The 22,885-nt window shown below is 41.0% G+C and carries 18 protein-coding genes; 8 read left to right on the top strand and 10 right to left on the bottom strand.

Going from position 1 to position 22,885, the window contains the following annotated elements:
• Positions 1–79: 79 nt before the first annotated feature.
• Positions 80–2,362 (bottom strand): Xaa-Pro dipeptidyl-peptidase, encoded by a 2,283-nt coding sequence (locus tag EL097_RS04465; RefSeq protein WP_129544936.1) that lies wholly within the window; start codon positions 2,360–2,362, stop codon positions 80–82.
• A 126-nt stretch (positions 2,363–2,488) separates the two neighbouring features.
• On the opposite strand from EL097_RS04465, the gene gla reads away from it, so the two are divergent.
• Positions 2,489–3,337 carry an aquaglyceroporin Gla gene (gene gla, locus EL097_RS04470; RefSeq protein WP_003045219.1) on the top strand — a complete coding sequence of 283 codons (849 nt, stop codon included), beginning with the start codon at positions 2,489–2,491 and terminating at the stop codon, positions 3,335–3,337.
• 293 nt (positions 3,338–3,630) lie between these two features.
• Here gla and EL097_RS04475 read toward each other — a convergent pair whose 3' ends face one another.
• The gene (locus EL097_RS04475) at positions 3,631–4,530 is read right to left on the bottom strand and encodes a sulfite exporter TauE/SafE family protein (protein WP_129544937.1); all 900 of its coding nucleotides are present in this window, start codon (positions 4,528–4,530) and stop codon (positions 3,631–3,633) included.
• A 251-nt stretch (positions 4,531–4,781) separates the two neighbouring features.
• Between EL097_RS04475 and EL097_RS04480 the strand changes: the two genes are divergently transcribed.
• Positions 4,782–5,534 (top strand): CppA N-terminal domain-containing protein, encoded by a 753-nt coding sequence (locus EL097_RS04480; RefSeq protein ID WP_003045216.1) that lies wholly within the window; start codon positions 4,782–4,784, stop codon positions 5,532–5,534.
• Positions 5,531–6,466 carry a serine hydrolase domain-containing protein gene (locus tag EL097_RS04485; protein ID WP_003045214.1) on the top strand — a complete coding sequence of 312 codons (936 nt, stop codon included), beginning with the start codon at positions 5,531–5,533 and terminating at the stop codon, positions 6,464–6,466. Before EL097_RS04480 ends, EL097_RS04485 begins: the two co-directional genes overlap by 4 nt.
• A 696-nt stretch (positions 6,467–7,162) precedes the next feature.
• On the opposite strand, the gene EL097_RS04495 is transcribed toward EL097_RS04485, so the two are convergent.
• Positions 7,163–7,603 (bottom strand): GNAT family N-acetyltransferase, encoded by a 441-nt coding sequence (locus tag EL097_RS04495; RefSeq protein ID WP_003045211.1) that lies wholly within the window; start codon positions 7,601–7,603, stop codon positions 7,163–7,165.
• 122 nt (positions 7,604–7,725) lie between these two features.
• A complete protein-coding gene (pflB, locus tag EL097_RS04500) occupies positions 7,726–10,053 on the bottom strand; it encodes a formate C-acetyltransferase (RefSeq protein ID WP_003045209.1) in 2,328 nt (775 codons plus the stop codon).
• 208 nt (positions 10,054–10,261) lie between these two features.
• Between pflB and dinB the strand changes: the two genes are divergently transcribed.
• Positions 10,262–11,356, top strand: coding sequence for a DNA polymerase IV (dinB, locus tag EL097_RS04505; RefSeq protein WP_003045208.1), 1,095 nt, complete (start codon positions 10,262–10,264; stop codon positions 11,354–11,356).
• Positions 11,357–11,447: 91 nt separating this feature from the next.
• Here dinB and EL097_RS04510 read toward each other — a convergent pair whose 3' ends face one another.
• The 4 genes from EL097_RS04510 to rnhC all read right to left on the bottom strand — a co-directional run bounded on the left by EL097_RS04510 (position 11,448) and on the right by rnhC (position 16,031).
• Entirely contained in the window at positions 11,448–11,936 is a 489-nt protein-coding gene (locus EL097_RS04510) for a hypothetical protein (RefSeq protein WP_003045206.1), read from the bottom strand.
• Between the two features lie 89 nt (positions 11,937–12,025).
• A complete protein-coding gene (gene recD2 / locus EL097_RS04515; RefSeq protein ID WP_129544938.1) occupies positions 12,026–14,458 on the bottom strand; it encodes an SF1B family DNA helicase RecD2 in 2,433 nt (810 codons plus the stop codon).
• Between the two features lie 60 nt (positions 14,459–14,518).
• Positions 14,519–15,112: a signal peptidase I gene (gene lepB / locus EL097_RS04520; RefSeq protein ID WP_003045201.1), complete on the bottom strand. Its 594-nt coding sequence runs from the start codon at positions 15,110–15,112 to the stop codon at positions 14,519–14,521.
• A gap of 10 nt (positions 15,113–15,122) precedes the next feature.
• Complete coding sequence (rnhC, locus tag EL097_RS04525; protein ID WP_003045200.1) at positions 15,123–16,031, bottom strand: ribonuclease HIII; 909 nt, start codon at positions 16,029–16,031, stop codon at positions 15,123–15,125.
• 146 nt (positions 16,032–16,177) lie between these two features.
• Here rnhC and EL097_RS04530 point away from each other — a divergent pair, with 146 nt between their 5' ends.
• The 3 genes from EL097_RS04530 (at position 16,178) to EL097_RS04540 (ending at position 19,540) form a co-directional block, all read left to right on the top strand.
• Positions 16,178–16,486 carry a hypothetical protein gene (locus EL097_RS04530; protein WP_003045196.1) on the top strand — a complete coding sequence of 103 codons (309 nt, stop codon included), beginning with the start codon at positions 16,178–16,180 and terminating at the stop codon, positions 16,484–16,486.
• A 2-nt stretch (positions 16,487–16,488) separates the two neighbouring features.
• The gene (locus EL097_RS04535) at positions 16,489–17,034 is read left to right on the top strand and encodes a CvpA family protein (protein ID WP_003045194.1); all 546 of its coding nucleotides are present in this window, start codon (positions 16,489–16,491) and stop codon (positions 17,032–17,034) included.
• Between the two features lie 169 nt (positions 17,035–17,203).
• Positions 17,204–19,540, top strand: a complete 2,337-nt coding sequence (locus EL097_RS04540; RefSeq protein WP_003045192.1) for an endonuclease MutS2 — start codon at positions 17,204–17,206, stop codon at positions 19,538–19,540.
• A gap of 100 nt (positions 19,541–19,640) precedes the next feature.
• Here EL097_RS04540 and EL097_RS04545 read toward each other — a convergent pair whose 3' ends face one another.
• A complete protein-coding gene (locus EL097_RS04545) occupies positions 19,641–20,960 on the bottom strand; it encodes an FAD-containing oxidoreductase (protein ID WP_003045190.1) in 1,320 nt (439 codons plus the stop codon).
• Between the two features lie 226 nt (positions 20,961–21,186).
• Between EL097_RS04545 and trxA the strand changes: the two genes are divergently transcribed.
• Complete coding sequence (gene trxA, locus EL097_RS04550; RefSeq protein WP_003045187.1) at positions 21,187–21,501, top strand: thioredoxin; 315 nt, start codon at positions 21,187–21,189, stop codon at positions 21,499–21,501.
• Between the two features lie 97 nt (positions 21,502–21,598).
• Here trxA and mutY read toward each other — a convergent pair whose 3' ends face one another.
• Positions 21,599–22,762: an A/G-specific adenine glycosylase gene (gene mutY / locus EL097_RS04555; protein ID WP_003045185.1), complete on the bottom strand. Its 1,164-nt coding sequence runs from the start codon at positions 22,760–22,762 to the stop codon at positions 21,599–21,601.
• Positions 22,763–22,885: the final 123 nt, after the last annotated feature.

Below are 22,885 nucleotides of genomic sequence, written 5' to 3' on the forward strand. Positions count from 1 at the left end.
GCTCAGTGACGTCAAAGTGATTTGATAAAGAAGATGTTAAAAAAGCTAGCAAAGTACCTTTGCTAGCTTTTTTGACGATCTAATTTGCTTCAACTGGGACAATTAGTTGTGATTGGCTAAGGTCTATGGTCAGCGCGTAATTGCTGTTATCACGAATGGTGTGTTCAAAATCAGTAGTGTACAGGAGGATTCTCAGAGTATCACCTTTTTCCAAATGGTAGATGCTTGGGTGTAGATGGAAATTGACTGTCATCCAATCATCATTAGGAATAATTTCAACAGTCAGCAAGTCGTTGCGGTTTTGCAAGTTCATCACACCTTTGGTAATGACACGGTAAGGACTGTCTTTAAAAGGCAATTCTTTGAGAGCTTCCCGAGAGAAGTTTTGACCGTTATCAATACTAGTAAGCTCTAAATTTTCTGGTAGATCTGTAAACCGTTTTTTCTTACCATAGTCTAAGATTTGGGCTGAGAGAATACCCTTATTTTCACTTGATTTCAGTTTGAGTTGCAAGATGATTTCGCCGTTGATTGGCAAGTCTTCTTCTAAAATGATGTCAACATGGGCTTGGTTGGTCTTGGCGTCAAACAATGCTTTTTTGAAGGTTTGAAACGATTTCCCAAAACGGGTAAAGTCTTCTTCACAATAGTGATTGTCAATGAGAACAAGGTCTTTGCCAAGTGGGAATTGTTGCTGATGTGAGCTACCAAATTGCTCTAGCACTTGCCAACTTTGTTCCTTTTGGTTATCTTGCCAAATGATTTTTTCCAATTGGAAGCCGTTATCAATTCCCAACATTTTTTGACAGAGGAGGGCATTCATGCTTTCACGGAAATCAATAGACTGCCAATTGTGCATATAAACGTGTTGCCCTTGGTGTAGGAACAGGTGTTTGCCAACGGTTTCAGGCAGGTGGTTGAAAATATTATATACTTGCCTTGGTTTGACATTCCAATCTTGGAGTCCGTGGGTGTAAACCACCTCACAATTGATATGCTTTGCCTCTTGCACGTAATTGCGGTCATGCCAAAACTGGTTATAGTCTCCAGATTCACGTTTAAGGGCTCGTGTTTGGTTTCGTAATAAAATTTCATAATAGCTATTGTGATAGAGGTAGTCACCAGCTCGTAAGTTACGGGAGTAGGTTAGTTCAGTCAGAACGTCCAAGTCTTCGCCAGGGTAACCACCGGGGCTGCAGACCAAACCATTTTCACGGTAATAGTCATACCAAGAAGAGATGGCTGCTTCAGCAATAATAACAGCTAAACCATCAACACCTGTGGTTGCAAGCCCCGTTGACATGGTACCGAGATAAGATTTTCCAGTAGTAGCAACGAGTCCATTTGACCAATCGGCCTTGACTTGGGCCTCACGCTTGTGGCTGGTAAAGCCATTTGCTCTGCTATTCAACCAGTCAATCACAGCTTTAAAGCTAGCAATTTGATTGTAGTCACCGCTGGTCATAAAACCTGCAGATCCAGCGGTTCCAATACCAGAAACATAGATATTGGCAAACCCACGGGCTAGGAAGTAGTCATTGAGGGTATAAGAACTAATGTAACTGAAGCTTTCTTGACTTTCTGTAACGGGCACTTCAGCTGGTTTTGTTTTAAAGGGCATGAAGTCAACGCGTGAAATAGAAATGGTGTGGGGTTCCTTGACAGTTAAGTCGGCTTCCATCTTGTAAAGTCGCTTGTCATTAGCAACTTCGTTAACCCCTTCATGGTAAGGGCTGGCAGTCATCACTGTTGGTAACGTTTGGCTGGTTTTGGGACGAATAATATTGACTTTGATTAAGTCCAGTTTGCCATCTTCATCAGTATCAACAGGGGTTTCGACATAGACGACTTCCCGAATCAAGTCATTTGTATCAAACGTAGCCAGAGATTTACCGTTAAAATAGTGGTAGTGATTATCCATTGGTAAAAGCCCTTGGCTGACCAAATGGTCAATTAGGGTCATACCAGATTTCATACGGGTGGCTAGCAAGTGGTGCAAAGGATTGATGATATTTTTGCTATCGAAGTTAATCGGAAAAGCAATCCTTTTGACAAAGTCCTTGGCTGATGTGAAATCCACGTTTGGGATAAAACCAAGAAGTTGCAAGACAATCAATTCAAAAACATCTCTGGTTAGAGGAGCCTTGGACTCCAAAAAAGAAAGAAGGTCCACAGAGTCACTGGCAATTAACTGACTGATAGGGTAATCCGTGTTTTTAAAATGAAAAAATAGCCTACGCAGAAAAACTTCCATATTGTCTTTCGGACTTTTTTCTATGCTCAATTCAAATCCTAAAGAATGGAGCTCTTCCAAAGCTTTTTCTGTGGAAGTAGGGATGTAAGAAAACTGATTGTATTTCATGTTTGTGTCAAATCCTTTCTTGAAAGTAAACGTTTTAATTAGGCGAACTAGCTTTACATTATCTATTATACTTGATAGAATGGTACTTGTCTAAACAATATCATAAAATGGAGGAACTAAAGACACATGGATGTTACATGGACTGTGAAGTATATCACAGAATTTCTTGCGACTGCCTTGCTTATTATCTTGGGGAATGGTGCCGTTGCAAACGTTGACTTAAAAGGAACAAAGGGTAATAACTCAGGTTGGGTTATCATTGCCTTGGGTTATGGTTTTGCGGTGATGATGCCTGCTTTAATGTTTGGTAATGTTTCAGGAAACCACATCAATCCTGCCTTTACTTTGGGTCTTGCTGTTTCAGGCTTATTCCCATGGGCACATGTTGCACAATACATTGTAGCACAACTGCTTGGAGCAATCTTTGGTCAACTTGTTGTTGTTGGTGTTTACGGCCCTTACTTTAGAAAAACAGAAAATCCAAATCCAGTCTTGGGTTCCTTCTCAACCATTTCTGCGCTTGATGACGGTACAAAAGCAAGTCAAAAAGCATCGCTCATCAATGGTTTTGCCAATGAATTTGCAGGGTCATTTGTTCTTTTCTTTGGTGCCCTTGCTCTCACAAAGAACTTCTTTGGTGCAGAATTAGTAGGTAAATTGATTGAAGCTGGTTATGATAAGGCTGTTGCAACTCAACAAGTTGCCCCATACATTACAGGTAGCCTTGCTGTAGCTCACATTGCTGTTGGTTTCTTGGTAATGACATTGGTTGCTTCACTAGGAGGTCCTACTGGACCAGCTCTTAACCCAGCCCGTGACCTTGGTCCTCGCTTGGTTCACCATTTCTTACCAAAATCAGTCCTTGGGCAAGCCAAAGGCGATTCAAAATGGTGGTACTCATGGGTTCCTGTTATCGCACCGATTGTTGCTGCAATTGTTGCTATTGCTCTATTCAAATTCCTTTATATCAAATAATAAGAAAAAGAGATGTAAGTCTCTTTCAGATTGAAGAGAAAGTTCATTTAGGACAATTTTTCTTCAATCTTTTTTGCTCTTCTAAAAAAGAAAAACTCCTGAAATACGATAAAATAGGCATTTCAAGAGTTGGTTGAAGTCGTGATCATTAAATCATTTTCATCGACACCTTCTTAAAAATAAAGTTTGTCTACGTTCTGAAAAGAGGTGTGCCCCTTTTTTGTAAGCGATTAATGGCAAAACAAAAGGCTCTTAGAAATGGTTTTTAAGAGCCTTCACGACAATAAGACTTGTTAATGGTGTTGCTTCTTAGCAATAGAGGGATTAAGTGACGACTTGATTAACATGCCGCCTGTAAAGATGACAATAAGAACTACTAAAAGTTTTAAGCTATTAATATCCAAATTGGTTAGGAAGAAAACAGCTAGTAAGACACCGATAATCCCACCAAGAACAATACCGGCAAACCCCTCCCAGCTGACTCGATTAGCTTTGATAAATTGATTGCTAGAAGCTGTCATAATCATAGCGGCATCGAGCATCATAACAGGCATTGCCACTGTTGGGCTAAGCCCCATCAGCGAGAAGAAAATGAGTTCAGGGGCATAATTTCCAAGACCCATGGTCATCAAGACACCAACTGTAAAGTTAAAGGCGATTCCGACAAAAAGCCAAATGCCATGAAGTCCGTGAATAGCATCAGAGAGGTTGTCTCCTGGGTGAAAGACCATTCGGAAAATCATAATGATAGCTGCCACAATCAAGAGGCAGCCAAGAATACGTTGTACAGTTGGGGTATGCCAGTTTTTGGTAATTTTAGTGCCAAAATAGGCTCCAATAAAGGCTGCCGCAGCCATGGTTACTAAGGTCAGCACTTCAACTTTCACCACAAAAATAGAGCAGAGTGACTGAATAAGGACTGGTAGGACATGACCAACAGTCATGGTTCCGGGTAACTTTCTGTCATCAGTGACTAACTTGGTCAATTTAAAACAAGTTGTCGTTGTGGCAAATGACCCGATACCAAGAGTATCAAGAGCATCGGTCACCAAACCAATCCAAAAACCTGTCCAAAAACGTTTGAAAGGATTAATTTTTTGAGTTTTGAGGTGCCAAACCAAGGTTAGGAAAATAAAAAGCATTGCCAAGACCAGCAAAGCTTGTATCAGTCTGAGGATAATCATTTCATTCATAGAGACTAGTTTACAAAAAAAATGCCCTGTCGTCAATCAAGTTCTTTTCGTCTAAAGGTGAGGTCAATGTCAAATATAGGGTCAAGTATTTGGAGGCTTCGTGATCAGCTGTTGACGTATTAGTATTGATAGGTTAGGCTCTCATTGGGAGGTCAATGGTTAGTTATCCCTGACACTTTAGGTAAGGAGCACATAATTTCTTGTCAAAAAGCAGAATTTTGTCTATAATAGCAGAGGATTAGGAGGAAATGATGGCTTTATTTGAAAATATTGTCTTTAAGACCCCAGTATTACGTGTCAATAATCGTGATCTCAATATCGCTTTCTATCAAAAAAATCTAGGGCTCCGTTTGGTGTCAGAGGAAAATGCGATTGCAATTTTTTCATCTTGGGGACCAGGACAAGAACAATTTGTAATTGAAGAATCTCCTTCAGTTAGAACACGTGCCGTGGAAGGTCCTAAAAAGGTCAATACGATTGTGATGAAAACGAATCAACCTAAGGAGATTGAGCAGTTATTGGCCCATGGTGCACATTATGATACCCTTTTTAAAGGGCAAAATGGGTATGCCTTTGAAACTGTCTCACCAGAAGGAGATCGCTTTTTATTGCATGCTGAAGATGACATCAAAAGTCTTGAAGGGGCTGAGTTACCATCGTTTGAAAAAGATATGGCCTTTAAGGGATTGAGTCAATTTAGCTTTGACATTATCGTGTTAAACGTTCCAAGTGAAGAACAGTCCAAACGGTTTTACCATGGCTTATTTGGTGAGCACTTACCAGTAGCTATGGATTTTATTCAGGAAGAGGGTCCTGACTTAACCATAGATCCTCATATTGTCTGGGATCTGGAAATTTTAGAATTCCAAGTACCAGCGGATTATGACATGCCAGCTTTAAAAATGCATTTGGAAGAGGCAGGTCATGCGGTTTATGCAGATAAAAAGCATAAGGTTTTAGTGATTTCTGACCCAAGTCAGATAGAAATTTGGTTTACGAAATGACCCTTGGCCTCCTGAAACAAATTGAAGACCATATCCAAAAAGGATTGTACAGAGGGGCTAGTCTAGCCCTTTTTCAGTCTGGTCAATGGCAAGACTATTACTTTGGGACAACAGATGGTCATCAGGCTGTCAAAGAAGGCTTGGTTTATGATTTGGCCAGTGTGTCAAAAGTTGTTGGGGTTGCCACGGTCTGTCTGTTTTTGGTGAATAGCGGAGCCCTAGAGCTGGATCTTCCGTTAAAAACTTACTACCCTGATATGGTTCATGAAGGAGTGACGATTCGTCAATTATTGACCCATACCAGTGGCTTGGATCCTTATATCCCTAATCGTGACCAACTCAATGCGCAGGAACTAAAAGCGTCATTAAATCACTTGGCTCTCAAGGACGATAGGACCTTTCATTACACCGATGTTAATTTTCTGCTGCTCGGTTTCATGTTAGAGGAATATTGTGGCAAGTCCCTGGATCAGCTTTTTCAAGAACAGGTCTTTGAGCCCTTTGGCATGACAGAAACTTCCTTTGGGCCACGACCAGAAGCAGTGCCTACCTTCAAAGGAATAAGAGATGGACGGGTTCATGATCCCAAGGCTAAGGTCTTGGGAAGGCATGCAGGCTCAGCAGGCTTGTTTTCAACGGTGACAGATTTGAAGCGGTTTATTAACCATCACTTAGAGGATGCCTTTTCAGATGGCTTATGGGCTAATTATAGTCAAGAACCAACTCCACGTTCGCTAGGATGGAGCCTAGATGGGGATTGGATTAGCCATACAGGTTATACAGGTCCCTTTATCATGCTCAATAAGCAAGAGCAAACAGCAGCTATTTTTTTGACAAATCGGACCTATGACAAGGACAACCGTCCTCTCTGGATTAAGGAACGTCGCTTCATTCGAGACGCTATCATTGACGACTTGAAAAAAGATAAGTGATGTAATGTATGCCTTAGGTTACTTATCAGTTTATGAAGGAACACTATAAAAACGAAGCTCACACGGTAGTAAGTGTAGGCTTCGTTTTTCGTTTAGCGTTTCAGAAATCGGATGCTTAGGGTGTTTTTCTTCTGTCAAGGACAGATTCTCTTTTCATAAATTGGAGAAGAAGGGCTTGTTTGGTTTCAATAGGTTTACCAGACATTAAGGATAGTTGAACTTTCTGTGTTGTTTCCTGATGGACGGTGGTCAGTTTAGGCCTCGTATAAGACATGAACGGTAAATTATCAAAGCAATTCGTGAAAAATCAGAAGGAACTTGTTGACCAGAGGTTTCGATACCTTTTGAACACCAACAAACATTTCATCAGCAGTAGAAAAAATAGCAGTAATCTGTTTGGGGTTATACTGTGCAATAGCTTTTCCTAAAAGTACTCCTCCCTCAAACGAAATCTCTTTGCTCAAGAGATGAATGTTTAAATCATACTCTTGAACAGCTTTTTGATAACCTAAAAGCCGTTGATAAAGGATACCATTCCGACGAAAGGCTGCCCCTTCTGATGCCAGTCAAAGGCTCTGCAATCATTTCTGATCACCTTTATCAAAGACAATAATGTCTCAATCCCTTCCGTTAAAAGCCCTACTATTGTGCTTTAAGTCAATAATAGGGCTTTTTGATCTTCTCTCTCAAGTTTTACTAGGCTAGTTTTTGGGTCATGGTAATATGCTCAATCCCTGCTTCGTCAAAAATCTCTCCCTCTTCTTGGAATCCTAACTTGGCATAGAAGGTTTTGGCAGTGAGCTGAGCATGGAGAGTGACACGCTCAATTTCTTGTTGTTTGGCATACTTGAGGACATAGGTCATTAACTGTTGCCCTAAGGTTTGACCACGGTAGCCTTTGAGAACGGCCATGCGTTGTAAGGTAACGGTTTTATGGTTGGGATCAGGCAGCAGTCGGCAAGTGGCACAAGGCTTTCCCTTGTCATCATAAAGAACAAAATGGAGGCAGTAGGCCTCGTCGCGGTCAATCTCAAGCTGGGCAGGAACCCCTTGTTCGGCAATAAAGACTTGACGTCTGATTTTCACAGCGTCCAAATAAGTATCAGTTAGGGTATTTCGTGTTTGTTTGATAATCATAAGGTTATTATAAGTTAAAAAAAGAAGTAGGACAACCCTTTGATGCTATTGACATCAGATAGGTTCTCCCACTTCCTTAAAGTGACTAGATATAGTGATTAATCATATCTAGGTTAGTCTTATTATTTTTTTGAGATTGCTTCAGCAGCATCGTCCATTGAAAGCACTTCGTGGAAGACACGTTGCGTTAATTCAGTTTTTTGTTCTGGTGTAAGGTATTTAGTGTTGACACAGTAACCAGAGATACGCACGATAACGTCTTCGCCGTTCATGATTTTGTCATAAACATCGTTAAGGTCCATAACGTTCAAGTTAACGTGTTGACCACCATTTTCAAAGTAACCATCAAGAACTGTTACCAAGTTGTCAACTTGTTCGTCAAATGTTTTACCAAGAGCACGAGGTGATACTTGAGTAGTCAATGAGATACCATCGTTAGCGTGTGAGAATTCAAGTTTAGCAAGTGAGTTAAGGTTTTGCAACCAGCCACCTTTTGCTTTGTTGGATGGGTTAGCACCTGGTGAGAAGAATTCTACTTGGCTAGTGTTAACTGTTCCATCTTCGTTCAAGAATACGCCGCGGTGAACTGGAGAGTTACCAGTCTGTTTAGAGTAAGCAACGTTTGATGTGATGGTAAGAAGTGATACTGAAGCCTCAGCGTTCTTGTAAAGTTTGTGGCTTGCAAGACGAGTGTGGTAAGCTTCCATCAACCACTTCGCAATGTCATCTACACGGTCATCGTCTTCACCGTAACGAGGGAAGTCACCGATAACTTCGTAGTCATAGATGTAACCATTTTCGTCGCGGATAGTTTTAACGGTTGCGTACTTAATAGCTGACAAGGTATCAACCGTATTAGCGAAACCACAGATACCGAATCCCATGTTCGCACGTTGGTGTGTTGGCAAGAAGGCCATTTGAACAGCTTCGTAGTTGTATTTATCAGTCATGTAATGAATGATGTTAAGGGCATCTACGTAAGTATCTGTCAACCAGTCAAGAGATTTTTCAAAGTTAGCCATAACTTCGTCGTACTCAAGAATTTCTGATGTGATTGGCTCAACAACGTTAAATACTTTGTAGTCTTTGTGAACATCATCGTAACCACCGTTAAGTCCAGTAAGAAGGGCTTTAAGCACGTTTACACGAGCACCGAAGTATTGGATGTTATGACGTTGTTCTTCATTTTCTGGGTCAAGTGGTGACACACAGCATGAAATACATGACATTTCGCCGTAACCTTCTTTAGCCATTGTTGTGACACCTTCGTATTGGATAGAAGAGTGTTTGTGGCTCATTTTCATACAGTAGCGACGGAATGCTTCTGGCAATTTATCAGTCCAAAGAACAGTCAAGTTTGGTTCTGGAGAGTTACCGATATTATCAAGCGTGTTCAAGAAACGGTAGTCCATCTTAGTTACACGGTGACGGCCATCGTTACCCATACCAGCCATAGAAGTTGTGATGAATGTTGGGTCACCTGAGTAAAGGGCGTCGTAAGCTTTAGTACGTCCAAATTTCACCGTACGAAGTTTAAGCACGAAGTCATCTACGAATTCTTGGATTTCTGATTCTGTAAAGGTACCACGAGCAAGGTCACGTTCAGCAAAGATGTCAAGAACGATTGGCACACGTCCAAGTGATGTTGCAGCACCGTTGATGACACGACATACAGCCATGAAAGCAATGTTCACCCATTGGATAGCTTCTTTAACGTTTTCTGCTGGACGACGAACATCAACACCATAAAGGTCACCGAGTTTAACTACTTCACCAAGGGCTTGGTATTGGAGGTTAACTTCTTCGCGAAGACGGATTGATTCTTCATCGATTTCAGTGATAGCATTCCAGTCGTTGACTTTTTCTTGCATCAAGTAGTCTGCACCGTAAAGGGCAAGACGTGCGTAAACACCGATGATACGTCCACGTGAGTAAGCATCTGGAAGACCAGTTACAGTATGAGCGTGGCGGGCACGACGGATGTTTGAGGTGTAAGCACGGAAGATACCGTCGTTAACAGTTGTTACATATTTAGTGAAGATTTCATGTACTGCTGGGTCTGGTTCATAACCATTTTCTTTCAGCGTTGTTTCCGCCATGCGGATACCACCTTTTGGCATGAAGTTCAATTTAAACAACTCATCGTTTTGGATACCGACAATCAATTCTTGGTCTTTGTCAATATATCCAGCAGGGATACCAGCAATTGATGTTGGGCGAGTGTCATATGGGAAACGAGTAGCTTCATAGTGGGCTTTTGTTTCCTCGATAACTTTTTTGATGTGAAGTGAACGTTCAGTAACTCCAGCTAAGAAAGATTCGTCGCCATCATATGGAGTGTAGTTAGCTTGGACGAAACGTGATACACTTGCTTTTTCTTTCCAGTCAGTTCCCTTAAAGCCTTCCCAAGCTTTTTCGAAAACATCTGAGTTAGTTTTAACAGTTGCCATAAATGTCTCCTTAAATTCTAGTAACAAAGCGATCTGTTACATTTACAATTCTAAGTTTAACACATAGGAAACGTTTTCCCAAGCAAAATTCTTGACAAAGTTAAGATTCTTTTATAATACAGATTGTTGAAACAGTCACAAACTGTATTAGAACGCATTCTTTTGGCTTTAGAACGCCTAAAAGGTATAATAGAGAGGGGAGGGACTTATGCTTATTTTTCCACTAATTAATGACACCTCACGAAAAATCATCCATATTGATATGGATGCCTTTTTTGCTGCAGTGGAAGAAAGGGACAACCCTATCTTAAGAGGAAAGCCCGTTGTGATTGGGAAAGATCCAAGAGAAACGGGAGGGCGAGGAGTTGTTTCCACCTGTAATTATGAAGCGAGAAAATATGGCATTCATTCGGCCATGAGCTCTAAGGAAGCTTATGAGCGTTGTCCCAAAGCCATTTTCATTTCAGGAAATTACGATAAGTATCGATCAGTAGGTCACCAGATTCGTCGTATTTTTAGGCGTTATACTGATTTGGTAGAGCCTATGTCTATTGATGAGGCTTATCTGGATGTCACAGATAATAAGCTAGACATCAAATCTGCTGTTAAAATAGCCAAGCTGATTCAACACGATATTTGGCAGGAAGTGGGCTTGACCTGTTCAGCAGGTGTGTCCTATAACAAATTTTTAGCTAAATTGGCAAGTGATTTTGAAAAACCACGTGGTCTCACCCTAGTCTTGCCCCAAGATGCCCTTTCGTTCTTAGCTAAACTCCCCATTGAAAAGTTTCATGGGGTTGGTAAAAAGTCGGTTGAAAAACTGCATGACATGGGGATTTATACAGGACAGGATTTGTTAGCAGTTCCTGAAATGACCTTGATTGACCATTTTGGACGTTTTGGTTTTGACCTCTATCGAAAAGCTAGGGGCATCAGCCATTCTCCCGTCAAGCCTGATCGGATACGCAAGTCAATTGGCAGTGAGAGGACGTACGCCAAGCTCCTTTATCAAGAAACAGACATCAAGGCAGAAATCAGTAAGAATGCTAAGCGTGTGGCAGCTCTCTTACAAGAGCACAAAAAATTAGGTAAAACAGTTGTGCTCAAAGTGCGTTATGCCGATTTTACTACTTTGACTAAGCGAGTAACCCTAACAGAATTGACAAGGGAGGCTGCGCAAATTGAACAAGTTGCTGCTGATATTTTTGATAGCTTAATCGAAAATCCTGTCGGCATTCGTTTGTTGGGAGTGACCATGACCAATTTGGAGGATAAGGTGGCAGACATTTCTTTGGATTTATAGGAGGAAGAGTGTTATTTTCGTTCCCCTCATTTAGGAGAAAAAAGAAGCTGACTAGGGAGTTCCCTAATCAGCTTTTGGATCTATTAGTCTGCTACAGTATAGTTTGGTCTTGGTCTGTATCATTATCTTTTTCGTTAAGGGTTTTAGCTTTGTAAAAAGCAAAGCCATAAAGAGCAGCTTGTGCAAGGGTAAGGACAAGTGCAATAACGGAGAAGGCCGTTGAAAATTGGCTAACTAAGCTAATAACGACAAGGATAAGCCCTAAGATATAAGGGACATAGCTAACAGTTAATCCTTGTTTTAGTTTGGATAAGTTTTGAGCACAAAAGATGATAATGGCAATAATAGCAAGCACATTTAAGACAGATAGGAAAATCATAAATGGTGTCATGCTACTTTGTAGCTGGGCTAATTGTTCAGTTGTTAATTGGGCGCGGAATTCTTCATTCTTCAATTGGTTTTGTAAGAAGAAAATTCCAGCAAAACCAATGAGTGACAAGATAATACCGATAGCATTCAGAATAATGATAGCCACAGTAGATGTTTTGAGTGCTTGGCGCACTTTTTCGTAGGAAATCATATAACCCTCCTAAAGTCCTTAATTTAAAATAGCATAATGTGCTAATACAAAAACATTATACCATAGAAGTTACTCAAAAGTACGCTTTCTTAGGGATTTTTCTGAAAAAAGTGGCAGATGTCGTCTTCTGTAATCCCTATCATCGGATCAATGGTAAGAAAATTATCAGGAGTTAAGACACAAAGGGGCTGCTGTTGCTTGGTTAGGCTAGCCTTGGTTGAATGTGCTTTTGAACGACTGATTACTTGACCATTTAAGTGATTTGCAGATTTTTCGAGGTCAGCTTGTGTTTGGTTGGTCTGAGTTTTTTCTTCAGGTTCTTGCTCTTGGAAGCGTTCCACCAAATAAGTTTGTCGCTTGATGCCCTCATTGTGAATGGCATAATCAAAAGCGGCCAATTCTCCTAGCATAATGAGTTTGCTTTTGGAACGTGTGATAGCTGTGTAAATAAGATTGCGTTGCAGCAGTCGTCCACTTTGACGGGTGATTGGCAAAATAACAACCTGAAATTCACTACCTTGCGACTTATGAATGCTCATGGCATAGGCAAGGGTTAATTTAAGCCATTCATTTCGAGGATAAGTTACTTCGCTGCCGTCAAATGCTATAACTAATTCGTCCTGCTTGGATTCAGTGTATTTGGCTGGAATCAAGTCAGTGATATAACCAATATCGCCATTAAAGACATTGAGTTGAGCATCATTGACCAAGTGCAAAACCTTATCCCTCTTACGGAAGCGGGTGTCGTTGAACAGAAATTCTGTCTGCTCTTCTAAGGGATTGAGGAGATCTTGCATTAGTTGATTGAGATGATTGATGCCAGCCTGTCCTTTATACATAGGGGCTAAAATTTGAATTTCTTCAGCAGGAATACCGCTTTTGATAGCAGAAAGCACAATTTTTTGAATCATGTCAGGGATAAAGGCTGCTTGTGCTTCAAAATAAGAACGATCAGCCTTTTTTTCTCTAAAATCTGGAGCTAAAATACCACGACGCATCTGATCTGCCAACGCTACAATGGTTGATTCTTGAGATTGGCGAAAGATTTTCCTTAGGGCAATTTGTGGGAGATTTTTGACCTTTAAAAGATCTGCCAACACTTGCCCAGGGCCGACAGAAGGCAGCTGGTCACTATCGCCCACAATAATGACCTGAGTGGTCGAGCTGACAGCAGATAGCAGTTGATTGGCAAGCCAAGTATCAACCATGGAGAATTCATCCACAATCAGCAAATCACAATCCAAATAGTCTTCTATGGTTTGATAGTCACTATCGCCAGTTAAACCGAGGTGTCTATGGATAGTAGCACTAGGAAGTCCGGTCAGCTCATTCATCCGCCGAGCTGCTCGTCCTGTTGGGGCTGCTAATAAAATAGGAAGATCTTTTTTGTCAAGGTCAAGCTGGTGAAGCTTGGCATAGGCTTGCAAGATTCCTCGAATAACAGTGGTTTTTCCAGTACCTGGTCCCCCTGTTAGTAGAAATACTTTGCTGGTCAAAGCCTTCTCAAGAGCTTCTTGTTGGACTTGATCATAGGTGATGCCGAATTTATCTTGAAGGGCTTGAATTTCTTTCTGGATAGCCTCAGAGTTAAGGTGACTGTCCAGAGGTTGGTCTAAAAGTCTTCTGATATTTTTGGCAATTCCTTCCTCAGCAAAGTAAAGGCTGGTATCAAAAAGCTTGGTGTCAATATTTTTAATATTGCCCTCTTCAATCAAGGAGGTTAATTGTTGGGCAACAGCAGCTGGCTGACATTCTACTTGACGGGCATCTTCTAAGAGATTAATGGTAACAGATAGTAATTGGCGTGCTTGAACGTAAGTATCTCCTTGGTTGATTGATTCTTCCAAGAGACAATGCAAAAGAGCTGCCCGAAAACGTTTAGGAGAGTCGCTTTCAATTCCTAAGTTTTCAGCTAGGGCATCAGCCATTTTAAACCCAAAACCTTGAAGGTCTTCGACTAGCCGGTAAGGATTTTCCTTAATCAGCTCAATGGCTTCTTCCTTGTATTGGTCAAAGGCTTGAAAGGCAAAACGGTTGCTTAAGCCTAACTCTGCTAAGCCAGCAATAATTTGTTCGGTACCATAATTTAATTTGAGTTTGGCTACAAAGGCTTGGCGGTTGACCTTGGACAGGCTAGAAATGCTTTCCAGTTTACTGGGGTCTTCTAAAATATGGTCAATGGTGTTATTGCCATAGAGAGCAATAATCTTTTCAGCTGTTTTTTTCCCAATCCCCTTGAAATGGTCACTAGAAAAATAAGTCACTAAACCAGAGGAATTGGGTTTCATTTTTTGATAACGGCTCAGCTTGACTTGTTGACCATACTTAGGATGCTGGGTTAATTCTCCCCAAAAGGTATAATCTTCCCCTTCCACAATGTCAGCCATGGTTCCAGTGATAATGATGTCTATATCATCCACATCACTGTCAGTATCCTCGATTGTAAGGAGAAGAATTTTGAAAAAATTAGCTTGGTTTTCAAAGATAATACGGTCAACAGTACCTGTGAAAAAGTATTCCATAACGGACCTTTCTGTCTATGCAAGAATAGTCGAAAACCTGCTCGAAGGCAGGTTTGTTCTTTACTTAAAAATGGTTAATTTATTGAGTGGCCAAAAGCGAGCTTTGACTTCGCCAATAAGTTTATCTTTTTTAAAACTACCAACTTCGCGGCTATCGCGTGAAACAATACGGTCGTCCCCAAGTAGGAGGTATTCTCCCTTTGGCACACTAATTTCAAAGCGTGTTTGCCCTTCTGCATTAGTGGTAAAGGCATCGGAAGTCTCTGCTAATTGTTGGAAGAGGTTATTGTAGGCATAGGTCTTTTGGAGTTTATCTTTTTTAAACTGTTTTAGATAAGTGACTAAGTAAGGCTCGTCTGTTTTTTTACCGTTAATAAAGAGGGTATCGTCACTGTAAGCAATGGTGTCACCAGGGAGACCAACAACTCGTTTGACAATCTCTTTTTTCTGACCATTTTCTTCTTCACGGGCAACAACAATATCAAAGCGATCAATATGGGCTTGATTAAAAACAATGAGGCGTTCCCCATGGGCTAAGGTTGGATCCATAGAATGCCCATCAACTTTGACAGCCTGCCATAAAAAGAGACGAGATAAACCAAAGAGGATTAGAAAAAGGGTAAAGGGTCCCCATTCTTTAATAAACTGTTTCATGTGATTCCTTTTATTTCTGTTTAGTGAGAAGCGCTTGGGCTTTTTGAGTATTGGCAAAATGGAGTTTGGCACTGTATGCTAGGCTAGACATGCCGTAAGCAGCTAAGAGTTGACTAGCCACCTTATCGGAGGCTTGACCAGCCCCACTAGGTAGGCGATAACCCAATTCTTGACTGAGCTGATCAAGATTTTCTAAAAAAAGGTTCCTAGCGATAATAGAGCTAACAGCCACCGCCAAATAGAGACTTTCGGCCTTTTCTTGAAAGGTTAGGGGATTGGAAAAATGATTTTTTTCCTTCTGAAGGTGTTTTTCGTAGTTGGTTTGACTGGTAAAAGCATCAATAACAATCTTTTCAGGGCTTACACCTGTTTGTAGAAGTAAAAAGATGGCCTGATTATGGAGGGCTACCTTAACAGAAACGGCATTATAAGCCTTGCCTTTCCCAACCCTATCGTTGTATTTTTTAGGAGATAAAAGAAGAGATTTGTGCGGTATCTTTTCTTCTAAAAGAGGTGCAATTTTCCGAATGGTTTGATCTGTTAAGGTTTTGGAATCATCAACACCAAGCTTCTTCAAAAAAGCATGATCTTCAGGACGAACAAAACTGGCCACTACGGCAATACCCCCAAAGTAAGAGCCGTTGCCAACCTCATCACTACCAATCATGGGTATGTTTTGCTCCGAGGTTGGTTTTTCAGGGCTTGAATCAGCTATTGGCAAACCAAGTTCCTGAGCCAGAGCATCAGCTGACGAACCTTGCAAGACTAATTTGCCCGACGTGTATAAGAGGACGGTAACCCCATTTTTTTTGGCAGCAAAAGCCACATAGGGATTTTTATTGCTGATCTGGTCAGCACCTAGCTGCGCTTTCAAAGTCTGGCTCAACTGAGCATCTATTTTCAAAACTAAGGTGTTCATAGAGATTATTTTAACATAAAAACATTAACTATGGTTAATTTACAAGTTTATTTTTTGGGTGAAATGGTGGTCTTGCTTTATCAAAAAGCCTTATCAACATTTTACGAATGCCTGATTTTACGGTATAATGCTAAAGAGGTGACCCTATGAAAAGTATTAATCGTTACAAATTCACCTTTGGTGAAAAAACACTAACATTGACCACGGACAAAGACAACCTTTTTATGGAGGAAGTGGAACGTGTGGCTAAGGAAAAATATGAAACCATCAGAGAACACCTGCCAGAAGCAGATGATGAGACGGTCGCTATTTTAATGGCCATTAATACCTTATCCACACAGTTAAGTCGAGAAATTGAAATTGAAAAAATTGAGGCTGAAATCTTAGAACTACGCCAAAAAGCCTTAGCAGGCCTTCAAGAAAAGGCTAATCAAGTAGATGTGAATGAGGTTTAGCCATGTTATCATTACTGATTATGCTTGTTTTGGTTTGGAATGTCTATATTGGTTACAATAGAGGCATTATTCTGCAATCTTTTTATACCCTTGGCGCCTTGTTTTCGCTGCTTGTGGCTCACCATTTCTATGTAGGATTGGCCCACAAGATTACCCTCTGGGTGCCTTATTCTAATCCAGCCGAAGGGGCTACGACTTTCTTCTTTAAAGGGGTTGATATATTTGACCTCAGCAAGGTTTATTATGCAGGTATTGCCTTTTTTGCTCTCTTTTTAGTGACCTATGCCTTGATTCGTCTCATTGGGGTTTTGGTTCACCTTTTCCCTATTGATTATTTTGACAACCAGTGGACAAAGGTTATCAGTGGGGGGGGTGCTCTTTTGGTATCTCTTCTTTTTATGAGTATGGTGTTATCTATTTTGGCAACGGTACCTATGCCCTTTATTCAAAATCACTTGCATGCTAGTTCGCTCAGTCGTTTACTGATTGAACAGCTTCCTCCGTTTACGACGGTTATTCACAAACTTTGGGTTCAAGCAATCGTCTAAAAGAAAGTTGCTCATTATGACCGAATAGAATCTGTAAGGGGATAGCCCACAGGTTCTTTTTTTGTTGGGCTAGGGCTAGGGGTTTGGCAGAATGGCTGAGCTGGATAAGCCAGCTGTTAGAAGATGACTTTCTTACCCCATTTTAAGCAATTTTAGGTATAATACTGTTATGGATAAAAAGATTTTAGAACAGTTAGACTTTGACAAGGTTAAGGAACACTTTCGGACTTACTTGCAAACAGAGCAAGGTAGCCGTGAGTTGGACCAACTGGAGCCCTTAACCAATCATGACAAAATCAAACATTCTTTCTTAGAGATCGAGGAGATGGCTGCTATTTTTGTGGAGCAGCATAGCTTTGCTTTAGGAAGCCTATCAGATATTTCGGTTAGCATGCGACGTCTGGAATTAGAAGCCGATTTAAACATTACTGAATTGTTGGCGGTCAAAAAATTGCTGCAGGTATCAGCTGAAGCTAGCCGTTTTTACACTGAGTTAGAAAATGTTGAACTCAGGGCTCTAAAGCTTTTATTTGAGAAGTTAGAGCTCTTTCCTAACCTCCAAGGCGGCCTTCAGGCGATTAATGATAGCGGTTTTGTGGAAAGTTTTGCTAGCCCAGAATTAGAAAAGATTCGCCGCAGTATTTCAGATAAAGAGCATGCCAGTCGTCAAGTGTTACAGGAGATCCTCAAAAAACAGGCTGACTATTTGTCAGAAAGTTTGATTGCTAGTCGAAATGGACGCAGCGTCTTACCTGTCAAAAACACTTTTCGTAATAAGGTGGCTGGAGTGGTTCACGATATGTCAGCTTCTGGTAATACAGTCTATATTGAACCAAGAGCCCTTGTGCAGCTGAATGAAGAATTGACACAGTTGCAGGCAGCTGAGCGCTATGAGGTGGCGCGTGTCCTTCAAGAATTATCAGACATGCTTCGTCCTCACAGTCGGGCTCTTGCAAATAATGCTTGGTTGTTGGGGCATTTGGATTTTGTTCGGGCTAAGTACCTTTATCTGCAAGACAAAAAGGCAACGGTTCCAACCATTTCAGATGACAAAAGTTTACAGTTGTTAAATGTGCGCCACCCTCTTTTGCAAAATCCTGTTGCCAACGATTTGCATTTTTCTAAAGACTTAGCTGTTATTGTCATTACAGGTCCTAATACAGGTGGGAAGACCATTATGTTGAAAACACTTGGTTTAGCACAGTTAATGGCACAATCTGGACTTCCTATTTTGGCTGACAAAGGTTCCAAGGTGGCTGTTTTTAATGGTATTTTTGCGGACATCGGAGATGAGCAGTCGATTGAGCAGAGCTTGTCAACCTTCTCCAGTCACATGACGCATATTGTGGCTATTTTGAATCAGGCTGACACAGAAAGTTTGGTGCTCTTTGACGAATTGGGGGCAGGCACGGATCCCCAAGAAGGGGCTAGTTTAGCTATGGCCATTCTGGAACAATTACGTTTGACCAATATTAAAACCATGGCAACCACGCATTATCCAGAATTAAAGGCTTATGGTATTGAAACACCCTACGTGGAAAATGCCAGCATGGAGTTTGACAGCATCAGCTTAAAACCAACTTACCGCTTTATGCAAGGGGTACCTGGCCGATCAAACGCTTTTGAAATTGCTAGACGACTTGGTTTAGCAGAACACATCGTCAATGAAGCTCAAAGCATGACAGATACTGATAGTGATGTCAACCGCATTATTGAACAGCTGGAAAAACAAACCTTGGAAAGTCGTAAGCGTCTGGACCACATCAAAGAAGTAGAGCAAGACAACCTCAAATTCAACCGTGCGGTTAAAAAGCTGTACCATGATTTTTCACAGGCCAAAGACAAGGAAATTGAAAAAGCAAGGCTTGAAGCTCGGGAAATTGTTGATATGGCCTTGGCAGAAAGTGACAGTATCCTAAGCCGATTGCATGATAAGGCTGCGCTCAAACCTCATGAAGTTATTGAAGCCAAGGGACAACTCAAACAACTCGTCCCAGAAAGAGATTTAGCGCAAAACAAGGTTTTGAAAAAAGCCAAACAATTACGAGCTCCTCGTGTAGGAGATGACATTATTGTAACGGCCTACGGGCAACGCGGAACCTTGGTTAAAGAACTCAAGGACAAGAGATGGGAATCCCAAATCGGTCTCATTAAAATGACTCTCAGTGAAGACGAATTCAGCCTTGTTAAGGTTGTTGAAGAAGCACAAAAGCCTAAGAAAAAGCCAGTCAAGGTGGTTAAAAAAGCGACTGCCGGCACTGGACCACGTGCTCGTCTGGATTTGCGTGGGAAACGTTATGAGGAGGCTATGCAAGAACTTGACAGCTTTATCGATCAAGCACTATTAAACAATATGAGCCAAGTAGATATTATTCACGGTATTGGGACTGGTGTGATTCGTGAAGCCGTTACCAAATACCTCAGACGAAACAAGCATGTCAAAAGCTTTGGCTATGCTCCACAAAATGCAGGTGGATCAGGGTGTACTATTGCCAATTTAGGTTAATACTATTTTTAACATACTCCATCAAAAACAAGTTTGTCCCGACTGATATTCTCAGCAAAGACAAACTTGTTTTTCTTATGACATCGTGAGGTGTAGTGAGTTAGATGTTAAAGACATCATTAAGATTTTCTGCCATTGATGGATGAGTGAAAATCTGATTTTTCAAGTAAGTATAAGGGATATGGTTGTCCATAGCCATCTTGATAAGATTGATGTATTCTTGGGATTGTGCCCCTAGTAAGGTGGCTCCTAGAATCTCTTTGGTGTCTGTATTAATAAGGACTTTAAAGATTCCTCGAAGATCGTTATTGACATGAGCCCGCGGCATATTAGCTACCAAGAGTTCATTGGCCTTGTAAGGAAGTCCTTTTTCTTGGACTTCTTGTTCAGTCAAGCCGATTTGAGATAACGGCGGTTCGATAAAGGTCGTTGTTGGCAGAAATCCGCGTTCTTGATGGTTGTAGGTACTGCTTCCTGTCAGTTGCCCAAAGACAATTCGGAAATCATCAAGAGATGTATAGGTAAATTGAGGACCGCCAGTCACGTCACCCACAGCATAAACCCCGTCAACACTTGTTTGACAGTAGTCGTTAACCTTAATAGCTCCCCGCTCTGTTATGTCAATATCTGTATGTTCTAACCCAAGTTTTTCGGTAGCGGGCTTGCGTCCCATAGCATAGAGCAATACATCAAAGGCCTTGGTTTCTCCATTAGCTTTAACAAGAACTTGACCAGCCTCATCATTGCTAATTTCTTCAACGGATGCAGAGAGGTGGAAGGTGACACCATCTTCTTCAAGATAACTTTTTGCCAGTTGCGCCACGGTGGGCTCATACCGTCCTAAAATGGCTGGGGCAGCTTCATAGACGACGACTTGACTACCAAGTTTCGCATAAAGACTGGCAAATTCTAAGCCAATATTGCCCCCACCGATAATAGCTAACCTCTTGGGCTGTTCTTTAAGGGAAAGAATAGCGGTGCTGTCCACCACATGACGACTATCAGCTAAACCAGGAATAGGGAATTGATTGGATACCGCACCTGTATTGATGACAATGGTCTCACCTTCTAATACAATACGGTCGTTGCCTGCCTCAACCTGAACCCTTTTATTGGATAAAAAACTGCCTTTACCATTATAAAGGACCGCACCAGAACTTGTTAGGGCTTTAGCGTTTTTCTGACGAAGCCGACTAACAACGGTATCCTTATGCTCCATTGCTTGCTCGAAAGTCGAATTACTTTCAGCGGCCATAATTAAGGATTTGGTCGGAATACAGCCAATATTAATGCAGGTACCGCCATACATACGCTCATTTTGCTCAATTAAGGCTACTCGTTTTCCAAGTGCTGCCATCTTGCCTGCTAACGTTTTTCCTGCCTTACCGAATCCGATCACAATAAGATCATACTTTTCCATCGTTTGCTCCTTTGCTTATTGAAATACTAACTAGTGTCATTATAACAAAAGTAAGCAGCCTTGTCTTAAATGGACTACGCTTAGCATTTTCTAAAGAAAAATGATAAAAAATAAGGAGACTAATTACTTTTTAAATTAAAAAAGAGTTGATTCGTAGCAGATTCTTGCATTCTAGCCTTATTTCCCCTAAAATAAACTTATAAACTAGAAGAACGGAGAAACACGTATGGCACATATCGTAACAGATGCAACCTTTGAATCAGAAACAAAGGAAGGATTAGTTTTGGTTGACTTTTGGGCAACTTGGTGTGGTCCTTGTTTGATGCAAGCCCCAATTCTTGATCAATTAGCCCAGGAGTTGGATGAAGATGAGCTTAAAATTGTGAAATTGGATGTGGATGAAAATCCTAATACTGCGCAACAATTTGGGATTATGTCTATCCCAACCCTGCTCTTTAAAAAAGATGGTGAAGTGGTGAAGCAAGTAGCAGGCGTTCATACCAAAGACCAAATTAAAGCTATTGTTGCTGAATTAAGTTAAAAATAAAGAACTGAAAGGGCAGTCCTAACTCTGACTTTTCAGTTCTTTTTTATTTTTGATGAACAAAAGCTAAAAAGGAAGGGCTCGCCGATAGTTTTTAACTGGAATAACCACTCCCTTTTCCTTTTAAATAGGCATCTAGCATTTTCTTTTGTGGTGTTGCCATAGGGTAATTAGTCATATCTTCTAGCTTGACCCAAGCTAATTCTTTTTCTTTAGGTAGCTGTTGTTGGGCAATAAGGCCTTCTGTTAAAGCAATAGTCCATTTTTGATGGCTAAAGGTGTGTTTGACCATAGGAAAGACACGCTCTGTCCATTTGGGCTTGAGTGCATAACTTTTCTCGAACTCACTGATTTGTGACACTCTTTCTAGGACTTGAGCCTTGTCTTCAAAAAGATCTAACTGCTGGCTGATAAAGCTGGTTTCCATAATTGGAAATGACCAAAAACCACCAAGTAAGCGCCCCTGGGTATTTTTCTCTAGCAGCAAAGCCCCTTCGGTATTTTCAATGACAAAAGCTTGAACCTCAATAGGGCGAGGTTTCTTTTTGGGTTCCTTGATGGGGTACTTGTCATAGGTGCCATGCAAATAAGCAGCGCAGAAAAAACGAATAGGAGACTCATCTGGTCTAGGATTTTTAGCGGATTCGATATCTGTCCCCAAATCCATCAAGGCCTGATTGAAATCCCCAGGTCGGTCAGGATCAATTAATACTTCCATCAATGCTTGAAAAATTTTTCGGTTCTTAGGATCACCAATATCATAATTAACTTCAAATAGACGAGCCATAACCCGCATAACATTACCGTCAACGGCAGGTTCAGGCAGGTCAAAGGCGATACTAGCAATCGCTCCAGCAGTGTAAGGGCCAATTCCCTTTAACTTAGAAATGTCCTGGTGAGAAGACGGAAAGACCCCATCAAAATCAACCATGATTTGCTGAGCAGCTTTTTGCATGTTACGTACGCGCGAGTAATAGCCTAATCCTTCCCAAGCTTTGAGCAAGCGTTCTTCATCTGCTTTAGCTAATTTGTCGATAGTTGGAAACCATTTTAAAAAGCGTTCATAATAAGGGATGACTGTTACCACTTGGGTTTGTTGAAGCATAATTTCTGAAACCCAAATATGATAAGGGTTTTTAGTGCGGCGCCAAGGCAGGTCGCGCTTTTCCTGATCATACCAGTTCAAGAGGGTACGACGAAAAGAAGCAATAGTTTTGTCGTCCCACATGTCAATACCGTAGTCCTTTAAATTAATCATGTTGTTATTGTAACATAGGCTTTCAAAAAAATAAGGGAAAATGTTCTCAATGGTTTGCAAAATAAGAATCAATGGATTATAATAAGATTAGGATTATCTCATTTAAACAGCAATATAAACCAA

Source organism: Streptococcus canis, assembly GCF_900636575.1.
GTDB lineage: Bacteria > Bacillota > Bacilli > Lactobacillales > Streptococcaceae > Streptococcus > Streptococcus canis.